General features: G+C 42.2%; 15 protein-coding genes. All 15 read right to left on the bottom strand.

All coding sequences use genetic code 11. The annotated features are described in order from the left end of the window. Window positions 1-12: 12 nt before the first annotated feature. Window positions 13-1,020, bottom strand: coding sequence for an L-rhamnose-proton symporter family protein (locus ACYVAA_RS06485; protein ID WP_460539697.1), 1,008 nt, complete (start codon window positions 1,018-1,020; stop codon window positions 13-15). A 414-nt stretch (window positions 1,021-1,434) separates the two neighbouring features. After that, window positions 1,435-2,769, bottom strand: coding sequence for a GntP family permease (locus ACYVAA_RS06490; protein ID WP_460539699.1), 1,335 nt, complete (start codon window positions 2,767-2,769; stop codon window positions 1,435-1,437). Window positions 2,770-3,125: 356 nt separating this feature from the next. Next, the gene (locus tag ACYVAA_RS06495) at window positions 3,126-3,989 is read right to left on the bottom strand and encodes an AraC family transcriptional regulator (protein WP_460539701.1); all 864 of its coding nucleotides are present in this window, start codon (window positions 3,987-3,989) and stop codon (window positions 3,126-3,128) included. Between the two features lie 242 nt (window positions 3,990-4,231). Next, window positions 4,232-8,377 carry a hybrid sensor histidine kinase/response regulator transcription factor gene (locus ACYVAA_RS06500; RefSeq protein ID WP_460539703.1) on the bottom strand — a complete coding sequence of 1,382 codons (4,146 nt, stop codon included), beginning with the start codon at window positions 8,375-8,377 and terminating at the stop codon, window positions 4,232-4,234. A 423-nt stretch (window positions 8,378-8,800) separates the two neighbouring features. Continuing rightward, the gene (locus ACYVAA_RS06505) at window positions 8,801-10,684 is read right to left on the bottom strand and encodes a polysaccharide lyase domain-containing protein (RefSeq protein WP_460539706.1); all 1,884 of its coding nucleotides are present in this window, start codon (window positions 10,682-10,684) and stop codon (window positions 8,801-8,803) included. 199 nt (window positions 10,685-10,883) lie between these two features. Then, a complete protein-coding gene (locus tag ACYVAA_RS06510) occupies window positions 10,884-13,388 on the bottom strand; it encodes an alkaline phosphatase D family protein (protein ID WP_460539708.1) in 2,505 nt (834 codons plus the stop codon). A 172-nt stretch (window positions 13,389-13,560) separates the two neighbouring features. After that, entirely contained in the window at window positions 13,561-15,090 is a 1,530-nt protein-coding gene (locus ACYVAA_RS06515) for a sulfatase family protein (RefSeq protein ID WP_460539710.1), read from the bottom strand. 7 nt (window positions 15,091-15,097) lie between these two features. Then, on the bottom strand, window positions 15,098-16,432 hold the full coding sequence (locus tag ACYVAA_RS06520) for a sulfatase (RefSeq protein ID WP_460539712.1): 1,335 nt from the start codon (window positions 16,430-16,432) through the stop codon (window positions 15,098-15,100). Window positions 16,433-16,475: 43 nt separating this feature from the next. After that, on the bottom strand, window positions 16,476-18,002 hold the full coding sequence (locus tag ACYVAA_RS06525; protein WP_460539714.1) for a sulfatase family protein: 1,527 nt from the start codon (window positions 18,000-18,002) through the stop codon (window positions 16,476-16,478). Window positions 18,003-18,049: 47 nt separating this feature from the next. Beyond that, window positions 18,050-19,444: an arylsulfatase gene (locus ACYVAA_RS06530; protein ID WP_460539716.1), complete on the bottom strand. Its 1,395-nt coding sequence runs from the start codon at window positions 19,442-19,444 to the stop codon at window positions 18,050-18,052. A gap of 109 nt (window positions 19,445-19,553) precedes the next feature. Next, a complete protein-coding gene (locus tag ACYVAA_RS06535) occupies window positions 19,554-20,672 on the bottom strand; it encodes a hypothetical protein (RefSeq protein WP_460539718.1) in 1,119 nt (372 codons plus the stop codon). Next, window positions 20,660-22,582: an FAD-dependent oxidoreductase gene (locus ACYVAA_RS06540; protein ID WP_460539720.1), complete on the bottom strand. Its 1,923-nt coding sequence runs from the start codon at window positions 22,580-22,582 to the stop codon at window positions 20,660-20,662. Before ACYVAA_RS06540 ends, ACYVAA_RS06535 begins: the two co-directional genes overlap by 13 nt. 122 nt (window positions 22,583-22,704) lie before the next feature. Continuing rightward, the gene (locus tag ACYVAA_RS06545) at window positions 22,705-23,172 is read right to left on the bottom strand and encodes a DUF5018-related domain-containing protein (protein WP_460539722.1); all 468 of its coding nucleotides are present in this window, start codon (window positions 23,170-23,172) and stop codon (window positions 22,705-22,707) included. Between the two features lie 12 nt (window positions 23,173-23,184). Beyond that, the gene (locus ACYVAA_RS06550; protein WP_460539724.1) at window positions 23,185-24,981 is read right to left on the bottom strand and encodes a RagB/SusD family nutrient uptake outer membrane protein; all 1,797 of its coding nucleotides are present in this window, start codon (window positions 24,979-24,981) and stop codon (window positions 23,185-23,187) included. A 12-nt stretch (window positions 24,982-24,993) separates the two neighbouring features. Continuing rightward, window positions 24,994-26,166 (bottom strand): SusC/RagA family TonB-linked outer membrane protein (locus tag ACYVAA_RS06555; protein WP_460539726.1); only part of this gene is annotated, 1,173 nt, incomplete at its 5' end.

Below are 26,166 nucleotides of genomic sequence, written 5' to 3' on the forward strand. Positions count from 1 at the left end.
TGTCTAAAATGATTAATAGTTGGCATAGCCTAGAATGCAGATGGCAGAAATCAGCACTACCAAGCCACCCAACAATACTTTAAAGGGTCTTGAAGCATTTTCCCACTCCCCTGCCCGGTAAGCCCATATATTACTGATAATCAGCGCTAATCCCAGCAAAATTGGCCATCCAATCACAGGCCCCAAATTTCCCATTAATGCCGCTCCCTGACCATACACGCCCAAGGCTGCAAACCAAAATATTCCGGCCAGGATGGCCCATTTGAATGCATTTCTGCTTTTGTCTACTTTAAATGAGTTCCATGAATTGTTCTTTATCAAAAGAAAAATAGCATAACCTCCATTCATGGCAAAGGCCCCTATTAAAACAACCACCCAGGAGGCCAAACTGGCGTTTTGGGCGCCCACACCATATTGGTCTACCGCCACTTGGGCAACGGGTGCCGCATTGGAAAAGCCCACATTTAGCAAGGAGGACAACATCCCGCAGGCCACTGCAATGGCCACCCCTACTTTGATGGATTTGTCCGAGGAGGAATCCCCAGCATGCAGTTTATCTCTTTTTACCCCAGCAATAGCGGTGACGGCTACGCCAACCAGCAGCAAACCAACACCCAAAAGGATGATAGGAAAAGAGGATTGGGATGTCGCCCCATCAATTTGAAACAAAGGAATAACGGAGCCCATGGAAGCCGCCAATCCCATCACTATCCCGTAGGTAATGGATATACCGGTATATTTCACACTGAAACCAAAAAGAATCCCCCCTACTCCCCATAAAAAACCATAAAGAATGGCTGCTGATAAGGTGCCGCTGTCCGTTTGGGAAATCACCCCGAATAGATCAGGTATCACCATTAATGCCCAAGAAACAGGCACCAAAACCATGGCAACGAAAGAGTGTATAAGCCACCAGGCTTCCCATTTTAATGGAGCGATATGCTTCATTCCCAAACCGAATGTTCCCTGAAAGAAACTGGCAAATAAAACAAGGGTAATTGCTAATAAATAGGTATTCATAGTAGAAATCTTAATTTTTATAACCTGCGCTGCCCGCTTACTGAGCGGGCATTTATTTGTTTCCGAACGCTTATTACAAAGAAACTTAAATATGTAATCAAGGTATTGTTGGATTTTATCCCTTGGTTACGCTATTTTACCCCTCTTTATTTTAGCTCTCTTTGCCCCTCGAATTTGCAAACAGTCTCTTTCATTCATCCTTATTATACACATCCAAGCGTGACTGAAAAAATTACGTGCACAATCAACCGTGGAATAATAAAGGGGCTTTAAGACTAAGAGTAGGTGATGTAGCTAAAAAATCAGTTATTGTTTAAGAGAAACTGATAAGATATCTGAACTAAAAAGCTTTGTACTTTATGTCCTTTTCAAAAAGTAAGTTTTTCTATAGGCAAAGGAAAAGCCTATTTGTGCTTAAAATCCCAACCAGTGTAAAATCAGGACCACAACGAGTCCTGTAAGGCCCATGGCCAAGGATTGCAGAGTGTACGTTTTATAAAGCACTTTTGGGGGAACTTCATGCAAACGGTTCAGCAACCAGAAGAAACTCGAATTGGCATGAAAAACACAAAAGGAACCAGCCCCTATCAAGGCTGCGGTGATTTCAGGAGAAATGGGCAGATGATCAACCATAGGTCCTAGCATAGAGGCACTACTCACTAAGGACACGGTGATAGAACCGGTGGAAATGGTCAACAAAGAAGCTACTATAAAAGGCAACAGAATCCCCAAAAAAGGAAAGTCAGCAAAAACCGTTACAATCTCCTGCTGAATACCTGTCTCCTTTATGACATGCCCCAAAGCGCCACCGGCCCCAGTAATCATTATTACCAATGCGGATTTGACAATAGCCTGTTCGACCAATTGGTTTAGTTTGCTCCTCCTACCTTTCCTTTTCAAGGTCAGGCCTGCTGAAAAAGCCCCGATAAGTACAGCAACCATGGGTACACTGACGAATTCGATTACCTGAGAAATTAGCCCATTTCCCTCCAAATAAACAAATGAACCTGTCCCTATCAAGAGAATTGGGAGCAGGATAGGAAAAATGTCTTTCCAAACTTGAGAGGATGATTTTGGGGTAGTTTCTACCAATCCATCATCAGCTTTCAAAGTGTTTTCCAGCTTTTTATCATAGTCAATCCATGCCTTTCTACAAAAGAACATAACCCAGAGTATTCCCCCAACCATGGCAAAAACAGCCACTATAAGATTGATCAGCAACATACTTCCTACACTGATGCCAAGAAGCGAGGCCACGGCCATAGGTCCGGGAGTGGGAGGAATTAAGGTATGCGAAACGGTCAACCCAGCAGTTAGGGAAAGCCCGATGTATAGCACTGGTTTTTTGCTTTTTACTGACAGGGATTCAATAACAGGTTGAAGAAGAATATAAGCCACGTCCACAAAAACAGGAATGGATACCAAATAACCCGTAAAGCCCATGGCCCATGGAAGTTTTTTCTTTCCCACTCGGTTTACCACTCCATCAGAAATCCGGAGGGCACCGCCCGTTTCCTGTAAGACCTCACCGATAAATGCTCCAAATATTACAACCAGGGCAATCCATTTCAGCGTATCACTGAACCCGACCATGAGGACTTTTGTCGTTTCTACCCCTCCCAAGCCCATGGTCATTCCTAAACCCATGGCAATAAGCACCAGTGCTATAAAAGGATGCAGCTTCCATTTTGAAATTGAAAAAATCAGCAGTATCAAAAAGCCTATCAAAATGGATAAATTCACTAGCATAACTACACTTGTTTTGGGAAAATTGCTTTGCGTTAAACTCCTTAATTATAGATTATATTTTATGTACAATGTGAGATCATTTTTCCTACGTATACCCCTCTTGTCCCAGTCCTGCTCTCAAAACTTCTTGTTGGATTTTCCTATCATTACAAAGAAACCTGTTGGCTTCAAGTTTTAGTGCTTGATAATTATCTTATCCTAATGGTATTTTATCCCATACCTGTAAATTTGAGCACATGCCGAATGCTGGTTTGGCTGGAGGGGTATTTAAACGGTGGTCAAAAATCAATACATAGCCCCTTGGAGAAGACCGATCGCTGAGTGATAAAATGTTAGCTAATTCCAACCTACTTTGTCTAATAGAGGGACTGTTTGTACAGTTTTGGAGTGCATCCCAAAATTTGTTTAAACTGTGTATTGAAATTAGTAACCGATCGGTACCCCACCAAATAACACACCTCTGAAATCATCAAATCCTCTTGGGCCAATAGCCTGGTGGCTTGTCTGATTCTTATTTCATTCAGAAACTGGGTGAAAGATTTATTGGTCATTTTTTTAAAAAAGCGACAAAATGAATTGGTCGTCATGCAGGCAATATCGGCCACGTCTTTGAGACTTATATAACTGGCGTAATTGTCTGAGATATATTTTAATACTGCATCCAAACGGTGGGAATGCTCCGTGGTATATTGCCGCATATCGGAGGAAGAGAGTACTTCCTGATCACTGGTAAGTGAAAGAAGCCGCAATAATTCCAATAGTTTAATCGACTGCTCGGCAGGGGTAAGATGAACGATATCTATCAGGTCTTCGTGGAGACTTTCACTTACCCGCTTACCAAAGCAAACCCCGAACTTGGCTTGATCAAGCATTTCATTAATGGCAGAAAATTCAGGATTTTCAAAGGTTCCTTCTCCTATAAAATTCTTTTTAAACTTAAGAACGATGGTTTTCACCGGGTTTCCCGTATCTCCGTCTTTATAGTAAGAAACATCATTTCTCCAAAGATGGGGTAAGTATGGTCCAACCAAAACAAGGTCACCTGGGGAAAACTGTGCAACGCTATCCCCCACAAACCTGATCCCATTACTTTGGGATATATAGATAAGTTCGTATTGCTCATGATAGTGCCAGGATGAATCAAGACAGGGTACTTCTTTTTTAGTGATACTTATCCTTTGATTGGAGAAATTATCCGTTTCTTTTAATACTAATTTCATACGGTTATTCAGGTTAATTCTGGGGAAACTTAGCAAAATGCTATGGGTTACTTGTGTGCCATTATTCGATGCCAGTTCATCAATCCCTTATCTAAATTAATAGAAATAGCATTAATGATCAATAATATTTATCTCTACACCTAAATCTTTCACAGAATTTAGCGCCTCTAATATGGAAAAACAATTTTAGTAAGTTTTGTAGTTCCCCCAAAAAAACACCCTATTTTCAATTCCGTAATAACTTAAACCGATTCATTCATTTTTTCCCCATATTTCCCCGGTGTCACCCCGTATTTTTCCTTAAAGATCTTGGCAAAATGAGTCCGGCTCTTAAAGCCGGTCAAGGTGTAGACTTCATTGACTGTAAACTGTCCCTGATAAAGCATCTGGGCAGCCTTTTTTAAACGGTAATTCTTCAAAAGTTCATAAGGGGTCTGCCCCGTCAAAGCCTTTACTTTTTGATAAAAATGTGTCCGGTTTAAGTACAATTCCTTGGAAAAGGAATCCAGGTCCAGCTCCTGATTGTCAAGATTAGCATCGATCAAAGAGTAGAGTTTATCCATAAATGCATGGTCGTTACTTTCCTCTTTGGTAATTGTAAGGGGCAAATCTATCTCAAAGCGCTTGCGGATCTGATCCCTTGAAAGGAGCAAAGCTTCAATACGGACCAGTAAGTGTTCTTTTTCAAAAGGTTTCTGGATATAAGCGTCTGCCCCTCCCGAATACCCTTTTAACTTGTCATTTTTAGTGCTGCTTGCTGTGAGTAAGACTACAGGTATATGGCTGGTTTTGATATTGGACTTGATGGAACGGGTAAGGTCAAATCCATTCATTTTGGGCATCATCACATCACTCAAAACCAGATCAGGCCACTCTTCCTCCAATGCCTCTTGACATTCGGCTCCATCATTGAAGACTTTTATACCAAAGAACTGCCCCAGCACTTCTTGTAAATAGTGCTGCATTTCGAGATTGTCCTCTACTACAAAAACTACAGCATCCGGAAATTCGGTGGAAAAGTCTGTTTCCTTATTGTCGAATGAAAGGCCAAGGCTGGTGTCAGCCACTTTGGTTTCCTCTATAAGTATTTCTTTTTCGGTGCTTATTATATCCCCCGGAGGAGCTTCTTTTACAATGGGTAAACTGATTTGAAAAGTAGTTCCTTCGTTTAATTCGCTTTCTACACGAATATAACCATAATGCATTTCCACCAGCCTTTTACAAAAAGCCAAGCCTATCCCTGAGCCTCCAATGGAATTGGATTTATTGTGGGCCGATTGATAAAACCGATCAAATATCCTGGACTGATCTTCCAAGGGAATGCCTGTTCCGGTGTCCTGCACAGATAAATTCAAGTCTTGTCCTTCTTTGGTGTACTTAACGGTTATTTTATCCCCTTTACTGGTGAATTTAATCGCATTATTTAACAGGTTGTTTAATACCTTCTCTAATTTATCTTGATCAGCATACACAAAAGTAGGAGAACTCGCAGTTTCAAATACAAGGCTTTTTTGACCCTGTTCCACAATAAAACTAAAATCCTGAATGATCCTTCTGATGAAATCATCTATATTAAAATGTTCCAAATGCATTTTTAAGGCATTGGCCTCTGCTTTTTGGAAATCATGCACCTGATCTACCAGAACAGCTATCTTTCCGGACTGGCGCTTTAGTAAATAAAGTTTATCCCTTACATCCACATCCTGCTTAAACCTGCTGCTCAAATAATCTAATGGTCCCTGTAACAGGGCCAATGGTGTCTTTATCTCATGGGAAATATTCGAAAAGAACTGAAGTTTGGCATTGTGTAACCTTTTTTCTGACTCCTTTTCAAGTCGATGGATTTCTACATTATGCCGTAGACGCTGAAATTTAAGCACGGTTTTGATAATCACGAATAATACTATTCCCAGTATCAAAAAATAAAAAGCATAGGCCAAGGGGGTCTTCCAAAAGGGAGGATTGATCGCTATTTTCAGTGTTTTTGGCTCTCCCCATTCACCCAGGGAATTACTTACCATAACCTGAAAAGTATATTTCCCGGGCTGAAGCCCACTATAATACAACGTATTGTGGTTTGAATTGATCTCTATCCACTGATTGTTTACCGGTTTTAGCTGATAGCGGATAAGGTAATTTTCAGGATTGCCAAAATGCAGAGAATTTACGTCAAAGGAAAATACATTTTCATCATGATAAAGTTCGATCTGTGAGGTTTGAGCGATGGACTTATCCATCAAAACTCGTCCATTCACAGTATCTCCGGATTGGACAGGTCTTCCAAACAACTGAAAATTGTCCAATTGTAAAGGAGGGACCTTTTCATCATCCCTTAAATCATCGGGATGAAAATAACAAATGCCGCTGACTCCTGAAAAGACCAAGCGTCCATCAGGCAGTTTACAAGAGGAATAACTGAAGTCTTCAAAGGGCAGTCCATCTTTTTGTTTAAAGATCCTGAAATTTTGTTTTTCTGTATTGAAACGGTTTAACCCTATATTAGTACTGATCCATAGGTTATTATCCTTGTCGTACAATATGCTTTTAACCACATTATTTGACAGGCCATTTTTTTCAGAATATTGAATGAATTGAGGATTATCCCCGTCATTATTCAACACTTTACAAATCCCTCCCCGTTCTGTGCCAAGGTAAAATTCCCCATTGGGAAGCCTCACTATGCTGCTCACAAAATTACTGGGCAAGGAATTTTGCTTTTGGGGTACATTCAAAAATTGGTCTATGGAAACATCCAAGGGAGCTATATTATCACCAAGTTTTAATCTGATCAGACCATCTGCATCGGTTCCTACCCATAAAAAATCATATACTTCATCATAATATATCGTTCTTAACCTATAAAGCGGGTTTTCTTTAAAAAAAGCATGTTGTTGTAAATCGTCTACTCCAACGATTTCCCTTTTTTCGTTCAGCCTTAACCTAAATAGCTCCTTCGTATTTCCCACCCAAAGGTTATCTTTTCCATCTTCACACATGGTACTCAACCTCAATCCTTCAGGTAGTCGGACTTGTGGTAAAACAGGATGAGGATCAAAGCTTCCGTTTGCCTTCAAACAAACCAGTCGGTCATTGCCTATTTTAAGCCAGGTGGCTCCTCTTTTATCGGTAAAAGCCCCTGTCACTTGCTCACTGAAAAAGTCCCTAGTCTCTACCGGTAATTTTTGAAATTTATTTTCAGAAAAATTATACAACACACTTCCTCCATAATTGGGAGTAATGAATAGAAAATGGTTGCTCAGAGGTGAAATACTGGACAACTCGTAATTCAGCAGACCTCCGTTTTTTTCCTGTTTCTTGTGGATCGAATAAAAGGGATTTGGGTACAAGTCAAACCTAAATACCCCATGGTTAAAAGTGGTAATCCAAATACCGTCCCTTTCCGAAACATATATTCCACTAGTCCTAATCCCTCCTTCTTTTTCTTCCACATTCCCAATTAAAGGAGTATTTCCTTTCACCACTGAAGAAAAATTATCTATCCTTTTGATTCCTCGATTGATGGTTCCTATCCATAATCTGCCCAGCTGGTCCAACGATGCACTATTTAGCTGCTCTCCTATCAAAATAGGAACAACTATAACCATTCCTTGAGAGTCCTCCTTAAGAACGAAACCTCCCTGGGTACTGGTGACCATCCATAAATCATTTGTTAGCTTTATGATCTTATTGCAGTTGCTTATGGTATTTTTTAACAACTGGGTAAACATCCTTTTATTTAAATCAAACTGATATAAGCCCTCTGACGTTGCTAGAAGGTATAATTTATCCCGTAGTTTCACCGAATTAAAAACAATAAAATCACTCTGATCCCTGATATTCACGGGTAAAAATTTCTCTAACAATTGATGCTCAAAATCAAACAGTAATAAGCCTTCCACCTCAGTGCTGACAAAGGCTAATTCTTCCTCATCATCAATATAAATATCCCTGATAATTGGACCTTTTTGCTGTACCTCCTTTTGGCTATTGCTGTAAATATTGAGAAAACGTTCGCTATCATTTTTATATAGGGAAATTCCTTCATCAGTCCCTATCCAGATATCCCCGTACTTATCCTCTGCTAAAGTTCTTACCCTATTGCTTAAAAAAAAATGTCTTTCCGAAGTATTCCGAAAGGTTTTAAAGCGATGGCCATCATACCTATTGAGTCCATCATAGGTTCCTATCCAGTAGTATCCTGAGCGGTCTTTTAATAGCGAGGTCACCCCGTTATGGGCAAGTCCATCCGCTATGGAGATTTGACTATGGGCACGTATCCCAAAAGAAGTGCTTGTTGCCTTTGCTTCTTTTAGCGCAAACAATATTGCCAAATATAAAAGAAGCGTCAATTGTAACAATTTTCTAATTTCCACTACTTGGAAGATCATTTGTGGTGATATTTGGGTGAGACTTTCTGCACGTAAAGGAGATTACCCTGCATTTCCATGATTAAATATACCATAATATACAAAGCAAATTCATAAGTGGAAATCCTTGCTGAAGAGGTGCTCTAATAGCGTTAATGTCAGTAACCTAACCTTTAACAAGCCTAATACTGTATTATTTTCAATCCTGTAATATGGTGAATGCACATCATCCGTTTGTTGCCATGGATAATTATTTTGTATCCTCCCGTCCAAAATTAGGTGCTGGAAGCTTAGGGAACGGTCTATCATTGAGTTAAAACAATAAAATCCCAAAGTCAATCCAGACTTTGGGATAAAGGTTTAACAGGTAATAGAATAATTGGTAACCAGACTTCACTCATGACTTATGCGACAGCCTCCAATGGGATTCAAGTCAGCTATTGCTTATCTGAATTCTGATACACGGCTTGAATTCACACTTTCCACCATCTGATCTGTATCCCCACGATAACTGTTATTAGAGAAATTGATGTTCTTTGAAAAATTTATTTTAACCATAGGATTCTCCGGGTGAAGTTTGGGGAATTTATCCGACGAAAAAACTCTGTTTCCTTTAAATTGTAATTTGTCCACATTGTTTATTTCGAGGATTAAATGATCAAACTGCTTAAAAATATTTCCTACAATCCGAATATTTTCAAACGCAGCATGTTCCTCCTCGTCATCGGTCACAAACCTGATAACCCCCCTATTCTGTCCGCTGTGGACACAGTTTTCGAAAGTATTATTTTTAATCAATAAATCCCGCGCACTTCCCGACTCATACCAGTGGCCACTTTCCACAGGCACCAAAATCGCTTCCATTTCTGTATGAAAATAATTATTGGTTATCTGAATCGGCTTGGTAGTAGATAACAGTAAGCCTCTTGCACGGTTGCCCTGAATCTGACAATTATCCACCACTAAGGTGGGATAAGCATTGATGTTTTCTATCAAATCACCGAGTTGAACCCCTTTCGGAATTCTTTCCTTAAAGATCAGCACCTGATACCTTCCATTGATCACTCGGTTTTCAGTTAGGGTCAATTGTTCATAAGGAAAAAAGGAATCCGACAATCTCACCAGTCCAATTTGATCACCTGGGCGGCCAATGACAAAGCCCTGTTGCTGGTAGTGCCCCATCCGAATCCCCAAAGTATGCTCATCAATTACTTCCACTATCTCCTGATAGGTTCCGTGGATGTTAGATGCGTCATCCAACTGGTTCTCAAATAAGCAATTGGTGATTTCTATTTTCCCTCTACACCCCACAAAATGAGTGGCATCAGCAGTGGTCGATACCATCCTATCACCTGACGGAGTCACCTTCATTCGGTCTAGGCGGATATTCTCCGAATTCTCAGCAATTAGGCCCATTCCGCCGGCATGGTATATGGTAACCTGATCGATTTCAAAATCCGTGCTGTTCACCAAACGAATTGCAGGTGCCAAGCGGTTTTCTCCTTGCTCCCCCTTCATGGCCATGATCATACCTATTGGGGGCAATTTTTTGCCATGTCCATGGATCCGTACTACTCCTGGTCGAATTTGCTCCGACCGGATACGGTGCTCCGTTCCTATTTCACGAAGCTCGGGAGATCGGAGATCTACCTTGTACTTATAATCAATCGTTTCTATTTTATTTTGTTGGGTTCCCCTTTTACTCGTTGTAAGGGGAGTATAAGCCTCCGTGTCAAACATGATGGCCTTGCGCTGGGGGTCATATAAAATCGACTGTCCTATGGTGTGCTCATAATATTCCTTGATAAATACCAGCTGCCCGTCTCTAATTTCATATGGGTATTCATCTGCTATTTCCATATCGAATGTCCCCTCATCAGGGTCATTGGCTATGATCTTGCCTTCACTGTGGAATGGCATATACCAGTCAATGGATAAATTCTTGATCGTAATATTATGACTATCCTCGATTATAAAAGGAATCATTTTGCCGTGAAAAATAAACGTTGCCCCCTGGCCGTCAATGGTAATATTTTGCTTATTGATCAAAGGAAATGCGGTGGCTACAAAGACATCATTATGGTTACTGATTCTGCAGAATTTTTCCAGGCCCTTATCAGGATAAAAATGATAGGTGCCGGGTTGGAATTTGATTTCACCGATATCATCGGATGCCATTATTTTGGACAAAACAAAGGGAGTGGCATCTTCAGATATGGAGATGTCAAAATATAATGCTTTTGCTTTTTCTTTGGCCATTGTTGCCATAGAACCCAAGCCCATGACAAAGGCCAATAGGGAAATTGGGATAAGAAGTTTACCTTTCATAAATCATTAAGAATTTTGATCCAATTTCACTTTTTTCTGGCTGAGGCCTGTATTTATCAATAAATTCGATGTGTCTCACTGTAATATTCATCAAAAAAATAAACAGCCCGGAAAGATTGAATTTCCAGGCTGTTTTGAGACAATTAAGGTTAATTAAATTTTCTTCCAATTAAAACATTTTCGGCTAGATCAAGGAGCTTTAAACTTCAAAATGTTCGTTTTGATCCTGGCTAATGCTTATCCCGGTAAAGATTTTGGGAGACATTTCACCTACTTCTATGCGGAACGTATCTACAGCATATACCGGTGGGACGTACTCCTTCCCCCTTATCCGGATGACTTGCACAAGCTCTCCCGAGCCTTCCTCAAATACCTTCACCAACTGATTAGACTGGGTACATATGATTTTTGGAAGGTATCCAATTGGTTTACGGCCATCACAATCCATTTGACTGATGGTCAAAGGCCATCCCGGAAAAGTATTATCCTCTGATGACCTATCCAAATCGGCTAAAAACCGAATCGCCTCCATTTTTATCGTTCTCATGGACTGATCAAAAGTGATCAAACCAAATCCAGAAGCCTTCGCCTGGGCCATTTTATACCTATCTTGCTCCTTTGGAAGCTGGACAGGAGGATTTCCTGCTGCATAGATATAATTTCTATTCCCAAAAACATCTCGATAAAGTCCTGTATTGGGCAGGTTATGGGTAGGTCTATCTGTAAAGGGCATGTTTACCGTATCAGGTTCGCACCATCTGGGATAGCCTGTCGCAATAGCCGGTGTACAAAAAGTCCATGGCCCATCCCTGTCCTCATCAATACTATACTGCACCAAAAATGGAATATGCTGATCCCCATTCAGGTGAAATGCACTTGCTTTACGGATAAGCCTCAGCACTTCATCCCTTTGTTCCTTGGGCCATCCACCAGAATCCAGATCTCCAAATAAGAAATCTTTTTTGGGCCCATGGTGGGTGCACACATTAGCAAATAAGGTTTGGCTAAGCAACACCTTCATTTGGACTCCGTTCCAATTTTCCACCCAATCGTTTAAAAATTCCAATTGCTGTTTTCCTACAAAACTCAGTCCTTCTTTGTTAAGGGCATTGGGAGAGTACAATCTTTTGATATGGTCAATCCTGCCCTCTCCGTTATGGAGCATCTCAGGTCCTGACTTAAACAAGCGGTCACTAATGATCGCAAAGCTAATTCCGCCATATTGAAGATCAGTAAACCAAGATGAAATCCCTCTTTTCATACTGTCGGGTTTCGCAGGAGGAGGCATATGAGCAGTCTGCGTTTGGTTCACTACATTAATCATCTCCACAGACTGTACAAGACCACCATGGGCATCCATCACTTTGGCCCATTTTTCGGTCGATACATTTTCCCCACCTTCTCCCCACATATTGCCTTGGAATACATCATGATCGTCGGGGGTGCATATGGTGGGCCTGTCCCGCATAATGTCTCTAAATGCCCAACCAAACATATACCATTTACCCAGATAACTAAGGATGCTTTCTTTAACCGGACTTCTTTTGATGGGATAGCCCCCATTCTGTTCATAGATCTGGTCACCAGAGAAATACAGTAAATCCGGATTTGATTTGGCCAGGTTCTCTACCAAGGGCCTGTAGGGAAAGCCAGAACCATGTTGACAGGTCAAGCCCCCCACCACCAGTGGCCTGTCCTTTGGGTCTTGTTGTATGGTTCCCTTGTACTCATGGACTTGGCCGTCATGATGATACTGCAATTTATAGGCTACAGCCTTGTCAGCGTTCCAGTCAGCATAGCTAAAGGTAGCAACGTATGACTTCGGATCAATGGAAGTTTTTTGCGACAATTTCCATTTATTTCCATCTTTGAAGTACATACTTATCTGCTTAAGGTCATTTTCAGCCACGGGAGGCAACTGTGCACTGATCCTAAGCTTATCTCCGGAAAGCGTGTACATACTCCAAAGGATAGGCCCAAAACTGTCTTCAGGGCAATGCCTCAACTTACTGCCTTTTGCACTAAACTCTCCCCATTCGCATATTCCAGAAGGATTTTCCCCTAAGCAAGTCAGGGCGATTAAGCCTTGAAGCCCCCTGTTCACTTCAGATTTTATGGATGCGATTTCCTTTTGCTTTTGGAATAATTTTAATTCCAATTTGGTCTGACCACCACTATCTAGAGCTCTTAGCTCCATCTCATAGGTCCCATCCACCAAATCGGACACCTTGATCATCTCTTCGTCCAAAATTAATTCCCCGCTGGATGAAATGCCCCCAAATATTCCCTTTCCAAAATAACAGGCTGCTTTGGCGCTTTGGGGATCGGTTGCATCCACTAGGCCCACAGTTATTCCTGCAGTGAACTTTTTATTCTCCCCCCTTTTATAGTTCATCACCGCGCTGACCGAAAAATCTCCCTGCCCCTCCATCAGTTGGTACTCCAATAAATTTACCCGTGATTCCTTTTCTCTCCCCAAAAACCGCAAATTTCCGTTCTCTACTTTCCAATCCTCCATAGGAATGGACCAAAGAGAATTTCCGGGCCACACCCTGTCCGGTATTTTCTTGAAGCTAATGAAGTACTCCCCTTCTTTTGATAGGGTTTTGAGTAGTTTTTCTCCAGCCTTCAAATCCGGCATTGGTATAAGGGTTGGGACCATCACTCCCACGCCCTGAAGAAAAGTTCTTCTATTGAATTTCATCTTGTATAAGTTAATTTCGCTATGTCTTCCTCGGTATATTCCAAGGAGCTAATTTTTAGTTTCCCTTTATTTCGATGTCGCTAAACGTCAATATCATGTAGTTACCCATCCAAACTTATATTTTTCAATCAGTTAAACAGCTCCCTCTATTATAAAATCACCGTTGAACTTCCTAATGCATCCTATTTTTATCTGCCGCTTTTTCGTATTTCTTGTATTGGTCAGCATACTTTTTATACCCCACTTCCTTTCCTGCTTGCATTTCTTTATAGACCATTGGTTTTTCACGCTTCACCCATTCTAAGACACGCACTGCACCGGGCTGTTCTATTTCCAGGAGACCATTGCTACTGTTTTCCTGCTCTAGCTGACGCAAGTCTTCCTGCAACTTTTCCTTGATGATGCGATATTCTGGACTTAGGGCCAGGTTATTGAGCTCTAAAGGGTCTTTTTCCAAGTCATACAATTCCTCCATAGGCTTGGCACCAGTAAAGAAATATTTTTGCGCTGCAGAAAGGGAGTCATGCTTGGCAAGCCCTCTCATGATGTGTACCGCGGGGCGATAAAACTCCAAATAGGCCTGACCTGCTTCAAAGGGCAGTGCTGGCTTATCATGCCTTATGTATTTCCACCTTTCGGTAGTCACTGATCTTGATTTTTCCATAACCTCGTCCCACAAATCCCGGGAAGAATAAACCTGGGCACGATTAAAGTCTTGCCCAAAAATTGGTTTTCCTGAAAGGTAGTCCGGTAGTTTCACACCCGCATAATCCAAAACGGTCGCCGTGATATCCGTTGCACTCACCAGTTCTTTATTGACTTTTGACTGGTTATTCCTGGGATCATAAATGATCAGCGGAATGTGGACACCTGCTTCAAACAGGTAACCTTTTCCACGGATATTACACCTACCGTTATCCCCGATAAAAATGATAATCGTGTTGTCTGCTATCCCCTTTTCCTCCAGTTCTTGTAGGATCATCCCCACCTCCGCATCAATATATTCCATCTGGTCAAGGTATTTGGCCCAGTCCAGTCTGATCTGCGGATCATCTGCCATGTATGGGGGCAATTGCACTTCTTCAGGATCTACTGGATCAGCAGAGCGGGCCCTGACCTCATCCCACCAATCACCTCTGTGCGTGGCCTTCAATTGGATCTGTGCAAAAAAAGGTTGATCCTTTGACTCAAGGGTATCGTATTTATCAAACAAGCCTAAATCATCCTTGCCGTTCCAAGGTCCCAATGCAGTATGCTTAAAATTCACATCGATTTTCCGTCCTTTATCCATTACCCCATGATGCCCCAATACCGTGGTATAGCCGGCTTTTCTCAGCCAGTAGGTAAAAGGCTTAAAAGCTGGATCCAAAGGAACATTCCGGTTGCTCCGATGATGCTGGGTATTGGTGCGGTTTTGGTGGACGCCCACCATCATGGCCGATCTGCTGGGAGAACAAATGGAATTGGTCACATAAGCTCTTTCGAATCTTACTCCTTGCTCAGCAAGCCAATTTAAATTGGGAGTCTGTAGCCCAGCTGTTCCATAACATTCCAGATCTGTGCTGATATCTTCGGCCATTAGCCAAATAATATTGGGCCGGTCATTTATGTCTTTTTTCTTAGAAAGAGAGCAGGATGCCAGCAAGCATCCTGCGACCAAGGCAGCTATTAAGCTTTGAGCGGTGGTTTTAAGTAGGTTCAAAATGTACTTATTTAAAAGGGACGGCTTCTTTTTCCCATTCCGTTAGAGCCTTTGACAGCTTTTGGGCAATTTTCTTTTCAGACTCCACCAAATTTTGGCTTTCACTGATGTCATCCTCAATTTGAAAGAGTTCCAATTTACCGCTTCTATATTTTTTCAATTTCCAAGGTCCTCTCATGATTGCCGCATATTGATCCTCATAGGCCCGATAAAAAAACAGGTCCCGCTGCGGTAGGTTCTTACCCTTGAGAGCAGGTAAGAGGCTGATACCATTGATATCTTTTTTATCCTTGCCATTTATTCCAGCAAGTTCCATCAGGGTGGGATAAACATCGATAGTCTGAATGGGAGCCTCGTAAACTGTTCCGGCCTGTATCATCTGGGGATACCAAGCGATAAAAGGAACCCTCGCTCCGCCTTCCCCCAAAGTATCTCCTCCCCGCTTTCCCCCACTCAGTGGGGCATTGGAAAATAAACCACCTTGATCAGAAATCAATAAAATTACGGTATTATCGGCCCACCCATTTTTTTCAACGGCTTCTTTGATTCTTCCCACTGAAGCATCCATAGCTTCCACCATCGCAGCATAATTGGCTTCTGCTTTTGGCAAGCCCCTATCCAGGTACTTTCCCACTAATTCCTTGGGCCCTTCATGAGGGCCGTGAACATTATAATACCAAAATGAAAGTTGAAAAGGCTTTTCCTGATCATAATTTTCCAAAAATTCTACCGCCCTATCCGTTAGTACATCCGTCAGATAAGTGTCCTCCGGCGTGTCGGCCAGGACCTCAGAATTATGAAAGTAAGAAGGGTAATAACTTTTTGGATGACCAAAATTACTCGTGCCAAACTGTTGCTCAAATCCTTGGTGAACAGGATGGTAAGGTTCATGTCCTAAATGCCATTTTCCAATAAAGTAATTATAATACCCACCTTCCCTAAGGCTTTCTGCATAGGTTATTTCCTCCAATGGCAACCAGTTTATGGAAGGAGTATGCGAGGGGTCGCTATCCCAATAGCTGTATTGGGAAGAATTGGAGCCATCAGGGTTTTCATGGGGTATGTGTCTTGGCATTTCCAAGCGAATTGCCTCTTTTCCTGTCAACAATGAAGCCCTGCTGGGACTGCATGTGGGAGTAGGAACATAAGCACGTGTAAACTCCATTCCCTCATTTTTTAGCTTGGTTAAATTAGGTGTATGATACTGACTGTTTCTGTATCCCACATCAGACCAGCCATAATCGTCTATAAAGAGAATAATAATATTAGGCTGCTTATTGTTTGGAGCCGCACTACAGGCCAAAAATCCCAGCAATAGGGCAATGGTCAATAAATATTTCATAAAAGGCATCTTTTTTGTGTTTTTTTAAAAAATACCGACGGCATTATTCCGCCGTAAATTGCCGGTATTCGGGATTGATATCTTTTCCTTTGAACTGTGGCCGGTCCTTCCACAAATGATAAACAGCTTCCAACTGTCTGGGATCTTCAGGGTATTGACCTTTGTCATCTGTTTGTTGGATCCAGTCATCCAATAACTGTCTATGTTTTGCCAATACTTGCTGATATTCGGGATCGGTAGCCAGGTTATTAATTTCATGTGGGTCTTCTTCCAAGAGATACAATTCCTCAACAGGCCTTTCTCCAAACCAAAATTGCTCTTGATAGGCAGTCAGCTTTTCTTCCTCATGTAAAGCCTTTAAATCCTTCACTATAGGCAAATTATCCCGGTATGCCGGTTGCATCATGGGCCTTTCGGGATAATAATTCCTGATATACCGAAACTTGTCCGTACGCACGGTTCTGATCCTATCTATGGTAAAATCGCATCGGTCTCTGGCTCCAACAACATATTCCCTTGGCCGATAATCCTGCCCAAATAGGGACTGCCCGTCCAAGTAACCAGGAAGCGCTACCCCTCCCATATCCAGTGTAGTGGCGGCTACATCTAACAAAGACACCAGGTCAGCATTTCTGCTACCTTTTTGGATGTATGGGTGCTTGCCACTGATGATCAATGGAACTTTCATCCCTCCCTCATAGCAAAACTGCTTATGCCGTAAGGAGGTGTTACTGCCATGGTCAGAAAAGAAAAAAACAATGGTATTCTCCAGTTCACCGTCTTTTTTTAATTGTTTCAGAATAGCTTCCACCCGTGCATCAGTACCTCGGTTGGCATTATAATGCGTAGTCCACGCCTCCCTGTGCGAAGGAACATCCGGGAAATATGGCGGTAGTGGCACCGCATCATCTGCAAGCAACTCGCCATCTCTCACATATTGATTCCCTGCTTTTCCTCCTTTTAATTCAATCTGACCAAACCAGGGCTGCTTCTTTGAAGGCCTGGCATTCCAGGTGTCCTCAGTTATGGACAAGGCATGCTCCGCCTTATTACCCTGCCAACCATTCATTCCAACCGAGTAATCAGCAGCCGTTCCTACAGTGTAAAGTTCTTTACGGTTATAATGAAAATTATAATCGTCCTTTCCACTGTTAAAAGTAAAATACCCCGCTTCCTTCATCAGTTCCGGAATAGTCTTTAGGTTTTCGGGTAGGTGAATTCTCAAGCTATCCGGCACCACCACTCCCTCATCTGCACGACTGGACCGGTGCTGGTGAAGTCCTAAAGTGGTTTGCATCTGCCCCGTAATAATGGCCGATCGACTGGCTGAACAAACCGGCGCTGAAGCATAAGCCCGTTCAAACAGCACCCCATCGGAAGCCAATCCATCTAAAATGGGCGTATGGCCTGCATTAATGGGGTCTCCATAACATCCCAAAAAGGGAGAGAGGTCTTCTACAAAAATCCATAATATATTGGGCTGTTGAGCGACCGATTCTTCATGATTGGCCGAAGAACGAGAACAGCTTATTAATAAACCCAATAACCAAATTAAAATTATTTTTTTCATCTCACCAGGATTTTATTAGCTTTTACACAATTTAATGACATTTGATTTCATTGGTATTTAGTAGCTTCCGCAAAATATTTCTTCATTAAACTAACCATTTTTGGATTTGATTGGGCCATATTATGTATTTCATAAGGGTCTTGCTCCAAATCATAGAGTTCGTATATAGGTTTACTGTTTTTTTCCTTGGAATTGATATAAATGAGCTTCCAATTGTCCATTCGAACCGCCTGCATGGTTTCCCACTCCCAGTACAGGTAATCGTGCTTTTTCTGTAGCTCCTCTTTTCCTAATAAACTTGGCACCAAGCTGATCCCATCTGTATCTGAGGGCGCATTGATTCCTGCTAAATCACAGGCGGTTGGCAAAAAATCCCAAAAGGCCGAGGGCAATTTATTGATCGTTCCTGGCCGAATGTTACCTTTCCACTCAACGATAAAGGGAGAACGAATCCCTCCTTCATAAATATCCCTTTTGCGTCCCCTTAACCCCGCCGTACTGTTAAAGAAATCAAGGTCACTACCTCCGGCCTCATCGGGGCCATTATCACTTGAAAACATTATAATGGTATTTTCATCTAAGCCCAATTTGGAAATTAGCCCTCTTATTTTCCCAATGTCCCGGTCCATCCTTGAAATCATGCCCGCATAGGTGACATTTGGGTGAGATTGGGCACAATACCCTCCATCATACTGACTGCCATAACCTTCATCTCCAGGTGTTCCGCCACCTCCCCCGACTTTTTTCATCCTCTCCGGCCACCCAAGTGACATATAAGGCTCCATAGAATCCTCAGGAACAGTTAGCTCTGCATGAGGGATGGTATAGGGTAAATAAAGAAAAAATGGCTTGTCCTTATTTTTTTCAATAAACCAAAGTGCCTCTTTTGTAAATTCATCATGGGAATAGGTTCCTTTCCCTTTGATGTATGCCCCCGACTCGTCTCGTATATTTAGGTTTTCATGGTATTCTACTTTGTTATGATTTCGCCACAAATAAGTTGGATAGTAAAAATGGGCAAAACCTTGGTTATCATAACCGAACCAATGGTCAAATCCTTTTTGGTTAGCACTATTGGTTTGTAATGGTCCATTGGAAAGTCCCCACTTTCCAATGGCTCCGGTAACATAGCCCGCTTCCTTAAGAAGCTCAGCAACTGTCACATCAGTTGGGTCCAATAGCTGACCGTTCCGTTTTACAGAAGCATTCCCCATATGCTTGCCTGTCATTAAGGAGCACCTGGAAGGTGAGCAAACGGTCTGACCAGAATAATGGTCGGTAAACTTCATCCCTGACATAGCCATTGTATCCAAATTAGGGGTAAGAATTTTATCCTGTCCATAACAGCCCAAATCGCCATATCCGAGGTCATCGGCCAAAATATAAATGATATTGGGCTTCGGCCCGCTCCTTTCTTGTTGACCGTTTACCGCTGATACCATCGACCATAGACTAAGAAATAATAGGTAAGCTTTTTTTTAACATTGTAGAAAATTATTTTGGGTTATTTCATCGATAAAGTTATCAATAGTGCTTATCGTTGATCTATCATTACAGTAAATTGAAATGCTGTTTTTCGTATTTTTCAACCATCTTTTTCTGTCTGCTATTTAGTGACCGAGATTCAAGGAAATAATATATCCTTCTGGAAATCAAGTTATTTTTATCAGATAAGCAGGTAATCATCTGATCTAACAGATCCGATCCTACCGAATTGTGACCAGCGAGGTACGTTAGGATGATATCTATTTCCTGAAAGGAGGTACTTTCCATAAACCTTCTTCCCACTATTCGGAGCCATTTGGCCTCATCCCTTAAACCTGCTGTTGATTTAAGTGCTTTTATCCTCACTTCCTCATTTGGATGATCAAGGAAATAGTCCAATATGGTGAATTGTATATCTTCTGTCCATTTTTCAAGAAATGGAACAAAAACGTTGGCTTCTTCTACATCCCAATCAGGAATTACTTCACCTAATAGCTCAATAAATTCTGGAGATAGATGATCGATAAAACGCATCGCTTCAAGGGCCAACCTCTTTCTTTTTTGATCCGTAGACTGGATTGATAGCAGTAAGTCTTGCTGGTCAAATGCTCTGCCTACTATTTCCCGAACAACATCCTGAATACCTCCATTCGCCCAATGCCATAAGGTATAACATGTCCAGGCCGCTCCAATGATGGCCTCTTCTTCCTCCAAAATAATTGCTGTAGCACCAGAGATAGCATCCACCTCTCCATGTACTTTGGTTTGGGTGATATCAGCGTAGGACAGTCGTTGAAAAGCACTGTTAGGATTTTTGAGAATCTTATTCAATTTTCCATAATCATGCTCTTCGAACGGTTCTCCTTGCCCTTTTTCCAGCTTTGCCCCCTCCAGTAGCTCATACTTTTGATATTCCCCATATAAATTCCAAAAAAGCCTTACAGGGACAACCTTGCACAGGTGATCGGCACAGAGGACGGATTCTACATCTGTATAAAAGAGGGATTTTCCTTCCACGCCTTCTTTCTGGATCAGCTCAATTTCTTGAGGACCATTTTCCAGGGCAGGATGATCCACTATAAGCCTGTGGACCTTATCAGTTGGCTCAATCCCTTTTCTCAAATGATCCTTTGAGAAACCTGCCCAAAAGGCTATAGGAATGATTATCTGTATTAAGAATAACATCTAATCTCGAATAATTTGACATTTTCTGCTCCCCAAGTATCGGTCATCACTATTCGGATCGCAGTGGTTTCAATTTCCGGGAATTCCGATTTGATCAGCCGTCTACGGTTTTCCTTTATGCTGGCGACTGATTTCCATTCCCCTGAAACCCTTGCATCAATCCTAAAATCTTTGAGCAGTTCCGGAGGAACGGCCAAAAGTTGCCCTTTATTTTTCTCCGGGTTTTTATGCATCATGATTTTCCTTTGCAAATTGGTGTCCGCTTTGATAAGGACTTTGCTGATTCTTTGAGGGGCCTCCCACTCTAAGTGTAAGCGGGCTGGTTTCCCTGAGGACTGCCAATGGTGGGGAATGTCTATTTCATCCCTTGAGATTCCATCCAATAAATATTTGGCATCCCCTGAAGAAGTGCTATCCCCAAAAATGAGGGCAACCTTTTTGGCCAGATCATCAGGATCATTGGCAGGACGATTGGGTATATACACATCATCTCTCAGAAGCTGTTCCTGTAAGGACTCAATATGTTCATTGGCCAATTGACGAGGCCCCATTCCTTTTTCCAAACATAAAGCCGCCGCAGTACCCACCGCTTGGCCCATAAGAGCACACGTACCTTGTATTCGTGTGGAACTTAAGGCAATATGGGTGACGCTGACATTCCTTCCTGCAAACAGTAGGTTAGGAACATTTTTACTGTACAATGCCCTGAACGGAATTTCATAAGGCTTATCGAACCGGTCATGAAAATAACTTGGTGGCTCGCTAAGGTTTTCTATCCCCCCTGGATTGTGCTCATCCAAGGACCAACCTCCATAACAAACCGCATCAGAAAAGTGGCGATAAGTCTCCATGTCTTTTTGAGACAAAATATAATCCCCCATAAAGCGACGGGATTCCCTTCTTCCGGGGAGCGAGCCTACCCAATCTAATACGAGATTATCCGCTTCTGGAAATTTGCCCGAATTTTTAATATAATCCCACACCCCATGCATGTATCCCATCAGCTTGTGCCTGTTCATTTCCTGATCTGCAATGATATCTTCTTCACTTCCCAATTCCACCCACCAATACCCCTCTTTGAATTGTTTTATATTTCTGTCATGGGCTTTCTCGGCCTGATAAGGAAGTACAAAAGCAGGAGGATAATAAGGCATTGGCTTTCCCATATCCTTGGTGATCATCATCAAAGTAGCCCCCATCTGCCAGCCATCGGCTACTTCTGGGGCAAAAGATTCATCAAATTCTGACCTGGCCTCTCTGCCGGTTCGGTATTCAGCTCCAGCGGTTGCTGCCAATAGACCATCACCGCTACAATCAATAAAATAATCCGCATTTACGGTAAATGCAGTTTCCGTAGTCAGTTGCCAACAGATCGCACTTTTAATTTTCCCGGACTCCATTACCGCATCAATGGCCTGGGTATTAAGCATGACATCTAAGTTTGCTTCCTGGGTAACGTAATCATATACCACATGATCCCAAACCGGGTAGCTTTCCTGTGGATTGAAATACCAGTTGTCTATTAATATCTCTTCAATGATCCCTGTTTCTCTTTCGACCATGTGCTTGTTTTTTAAGGATTGCACACCATTTACGGTCACACGGATTTCGCTGCTGGCATTGCCTCCCAACACAGGCCTATCATTGATCAGCAGGGTTTTGGCGCCGTTTCTGGCTGAGGCCACGGCTGCGCAGATCCCTGCCATTCCGGCTCCGATCACAGCTACCTCATATTGGACGTTTTTTTGCCTGCTGGGAATTCCGATTTTCCCCTTCCCCATCTGGTTCCAACGATCACCACTTCTCTTTCCAAGATTTACCGGATCGTCATTTATTTTAAGGCCAAGGGGCAGCAGTCCGGATAACAATCCCGCTCCTGCAGTTTGCTTGAAAAATTTTCTTCTTTTCATGATTTTTAAGGGTTTATAAAGCTGCTCATCTATGTCCTCTACAGTTTATAGAACTTTCTAAAACTGATTAATGAGGCCGCTCTCTCTACAGATTGAGCAGCCTCTCAGCATTATAATAGATTTTATTTTTCAAAGCTGTCGATCACCAAGGTCCACTCTTTACCCGATCCATCCGCAGCGGTTACCCTGTATTGATAGGGGCCATTACTGAAATCGGCCACCTCTCCCAATAAGGGGGCTCCGTGCAATTGGGATAGCACGGCCGCATTGGAAATATCAGCAAAGCCTACGATCCCTGAGAGGCCCACTTGATCCCGGATACTTTCCGGAAAATCCTGATTGGCTTGTGGCACGGTTATACTGCAGCTGATCACCGCATTTTCACTATCTACGCTCACCTCTGTATCGAGTGGCGCTACGTTCAACTGGGGATAATCCCCCTCCTCATTGATCCATCGGTATTCAAATCGCATTCGTGTAATCTCAGCATCGCTAAAGGCCGGCAATTCTTCCAGCCCAGCTTGTAGGCAGGCCGAAAAAGCCATTAAAAGCAATAGAAATAAGCCTATATTTTTATTCATTTTTTTCATAAGTCATTAATTTTACCATCCAGGATTTTGATCTAATTTTTCGTTCAGCACTCGCTCATTCTCAGGTACCGGGAACAAATACCTTTTCGTGGAAAACCGTTTCTTATGATTGGCAGGGTTTAGAAACACGTTTTTGATTTCATATGCTTTCCCATCTGCAGATATCTCAAAAAATTTGTAGGACTTGTCGTTCAACTCTGAAATCACGCCTCCTCCGGCTTCTTTTCCCCACCTCAATAAGGACCAGTATCGATCATTTTCAAAAAACAACTCCACCCTTCTTTCAATCTTATAATACTTCCAAGCTTCCTCCAAGGAAATGCCAGCGGACAACTCGGGTAAACCTCCATGAACAGTCCTGGTTTTGTTGATATACTCCACAGCGGTGGGCACATCATTTAATCGTAACATTACCTCGGCATAATTAAGATAAGCTCTTCCAATCCTCGTAATGGATTGGTTGTATGAACTGTGGACATTGGCCTTATAACCCACAACATCATAAATTCCCTTTCTGACAAAATAACCTGAAGGCGTAGACCGGTTGGTTCCTTTGGTACTTTCCGCAAAATACATGTTACCTCCAACCCTAGTGGTTACCAAATTGCTAAACAAGTAGGTGGAATCATATAAAATGGATGCTTCAAAACGCTTATCCCTATTAGGATTATAGATGGCTTTGGATAGGTAACCTCCATTGGTCTTATAATCCTCGAAATAACTTGTCTCATTCCAACGCTTAGCGATACCATCTATGTCCTCCACCAAGTAATCCTCTACAAGGTCATGGGTAGGCCAAACCTCCGTCCATCCCAAAAAGGATTCTTTCAGAGAAGGAAAGCCCGTGGTCTTTGCTACTTCCATATTGGGTACCAATCCCTGCATCAAGGTTTGCTGACACCAGGTCGCATTCTCATTTTTAAATAAGCCCAGAATGATCCCAGTGGAATTGAACGCGTAATCATATTCATTAAAAAGGCCCGCATAATTCTCATCAAGTGAATAGCCCAAAGCGAATAACAGTTCGCTTGCTTCCTTGGCGGTCTGATAGTATTCCTGCTTTCCACTTTCCACATAAGCTGCTCCATGCAAGGCTACCTCGGCCATTATCGCGTAGGCAGCCCCTTTTGTGAGTTGTCCTTTTTTTACCGCTGTTGCTTCTGGAAGGTCTTCTGCGGCCTCCTTTAGGTCATTCAGGATAAAATCATAGGTATCTTTAATTGTTTCAGACCTAGGTAATTTCAAATCATCATTAGGACTCAAAACCTTATCTACTATCACGTATTTTCCAAATAAACGGGCCTTGGAAAAATAAATCAGTGCTCTTAGCATTTTTCCCTGGGCAATAAGTGCTGGCTTTAAATTTTCAGGAATTCCCTCCGAACTTGCTACGTTTTCAATGATCAGGTTACAGTCCCTGATGACCTCAAAAGAGTTTTGTTTTATAGGAGTCTTGTTTCCTAAAGGAGCATTTCCAAAAAAGTAATAGGAATTATTGGTGGCCCAACCCGCATCATAAAATTTATCGATAACATCCTTGGTAATGTTATTGGATTGCCTTAAAAGGACATTATCGGTGTAGTCCTCATTACCAATCCCTCCGAACCTGGACTGGGGATCTCCAGGGTTTACCAATAACTCTGGCAATACAGAGGCATAGGTGTTATAAATAAAGCCCTGCGTTAGATTGACGTCGTTCCAAACATCCTCCGCGGTATATTTGTCCAGTGGCTTGGTATCCAAAAGTTCATCGTTACAGGAGAACATACCAAGACTAATTATCATCAGATATATAACTATTTTTTTCATGAGGCTAATTGATTAAAATCCTAAATTCACTCCAAAAGAAACAGTCCGTTGAACCGGATAACCATAGGACTGCACCCCGTTCCCCTCAGCCACTTGCTCAGGATCAAAATATTCCATAACCGGAGATAAGGTAAACAGGTTTGTCCCATTCATAAAAACCCTGCAGGTACGTAGCCATTCTATATGATCCATTAGACGGTGTTTGAGGTCATATCCTATCTGAAAATTCCTTAACCTGAAATATTTGGCATTCTTAAGGTAAAAGTCTGAAGGGTTGGTGGCATTACTGTTATTACCACCATTGATTTGCTCAATGTGGGAAACGCGTGGATATAAAGCATCTGGATTATCTGGAGTCCAGTAATCTGTCTGATAAGTGTAAGTCCTTCTTTTGGCTTCAACAATCATGAATTTATCGAAAGCCAAATACCGGTCCCCAGTACCTTGGAACAATCCGCTCATCGACCAGCCCTTATATTTCAAGGAAAAGTTCATCCCATAAGTGCCATGAGGCATGGATGGAACGCCCACGGTTCGCTGATCCTGCTGATCGATTTTTCCATCACCATTTACATCAGTGTATTTGATATCCCCTGGTTGCGTGGCGGTAGATCCCAAAAGCCTTGGATAATTCAATATCTCCTCTTGGTTTTGGTAAAGTCCATCGGTGATATAAACAGGTCCTCCTTCCCAGTAATCCGTCCGATGGGTTTCCCTTAGATAGGGGTTCTTAAGTTTCGCTTCATTTTCTGTATCCAGTTGCTCCCACAGCTGGTTAAAATAAGCGTAATTACCGCCCACTTCATACTTTAGGCTTCCAAGGGTACCTTTGTATCCCAAGGATATTTCAAAACCGGCCCTTCTTTGTGCAGAATTGGACTTAATTTGTGGAAGTTCTTTTCCTAAGGGCTGTGCATACACATCCTTTGGACTCACCAAAAATCCGGTGGTTCGGTAATAGAAATATTCCAAGGTCCCAAATAAGCGCCCATTAAGCGAAGAAAAATCAAGACCGTAATTTAATGACTTCCGCGTGTACCAGGTAAGTTGGCTTGGATTGACCAACTGCCCTTCGGAATATCCATTTACCAAAGAGCCTCCCACATTGAATGCGTTGGGTTCAAGGTTATAAACCGAAATATATCCAAAGCGGTTAACCCCCTGAGTGACTCCTGTCTCACCATA

It is taken from the genome of Echinicola sediminis, assembly GCF_054777495.1.

Excerpts from the sequence above, each read along its gene's own strand:
- ACYVAA_RS06485 (WP_460539697.1), bottom strand. The coding sequence starts at position 1,020 with ATGAATACCTATTTATTAGCAATTACCCTTGTTTTATTTGCCAGTTTC.
- ACYVAA_RS06490 (WP_460539699.1), bottom strand. The coding sequence starts at position 2,769 with ATGCTAGTGAATTTATCCATTTTGATAGGCTTTTTGATACTGCTGATT.
- ACYVAA_RS06495 (WP_460539701.1), bottom strand. The coding sequence starts at position 3,989 with ATGAAATTAGTATTAAAAGAAACGGATAATTTCTCCAATCAAAGGATA.
- ACYVAA_RS06500 (WP_460539703.1), bottom strand. The coding sequence starts at position 8,377 with ATGATCTTCCAAGTAGTGGAAATTAGAAAATTGTTACAATTGACGCTT.
- ACYVAA_RS06505 (WP_460539706.1), bottom strand. The coding sequence starts at position 10,684 with ATGAAAGGTAAACTTCTTATCCCAATTTCCCTATTGGCCTTTGTCATG.
- ACYVAA_RS06510 (WP_460539708.1), bottom strand. The coding sequence starts at position 13,388 with ATGAAATTCAATAGAAGAACTTTTCTTCAGGGCGTGGGAGTGATGGTC.
- ACYVAA_RS06520 (WP_460539712.1), bottom strand. The coding sequence starts at position 16,432 with ATGAAATATTTATTGACCATTGCCCTATTGCTGGGATTTTTGGCCTGT.
- ACYVAA_RS06525 (WP_460539714.1), bottom strand. The coding sequence starts at position 18,002 with ATGAAAAAAATAATTTTAATTTGGTTATTGGGTTTATTAATAAGCTGT.
- ACYVAA_RS06530 (WP_460539716.1), bottom strand. The coding sequence starts at position 19,444 with ATGGTATCAGCGGTAAACGGTCAACAAGAAAGGAGCGGGCCGAAGCCC.
- ACYVAA_RS06535 (WP_460539718.1), bottom strand. The coding sequence starts at position 20,672 with ATGTTATTCTTAATACAGATAATCATTCCTATAGCCTTTTGGGCAGGT.
- ACYVAA_RS06540 (WP_460539720.1), bottom strand. The coding sequence starts at position 22,582 with ATGAAAAGAAGAAAATTTTTCAAGCAAACTGCAGGAGCGGGATTGTTA.
- ACYVAA_RS06545 (WP_460539722.1), bottom strand. The coding sequence starts at position 23,172 with ATGAAAAAAATGAATAAAAATATAGGCTTATTTCTATTGCTTTTAATG.
- ACYVAA_RS06550 (WP_460539724.1), bottom strand. The coding sequence starts at position 24,981 with ATGAAAAAAATAGTTATATATCTGATGATAATTAGTCTTGGTATGTTC.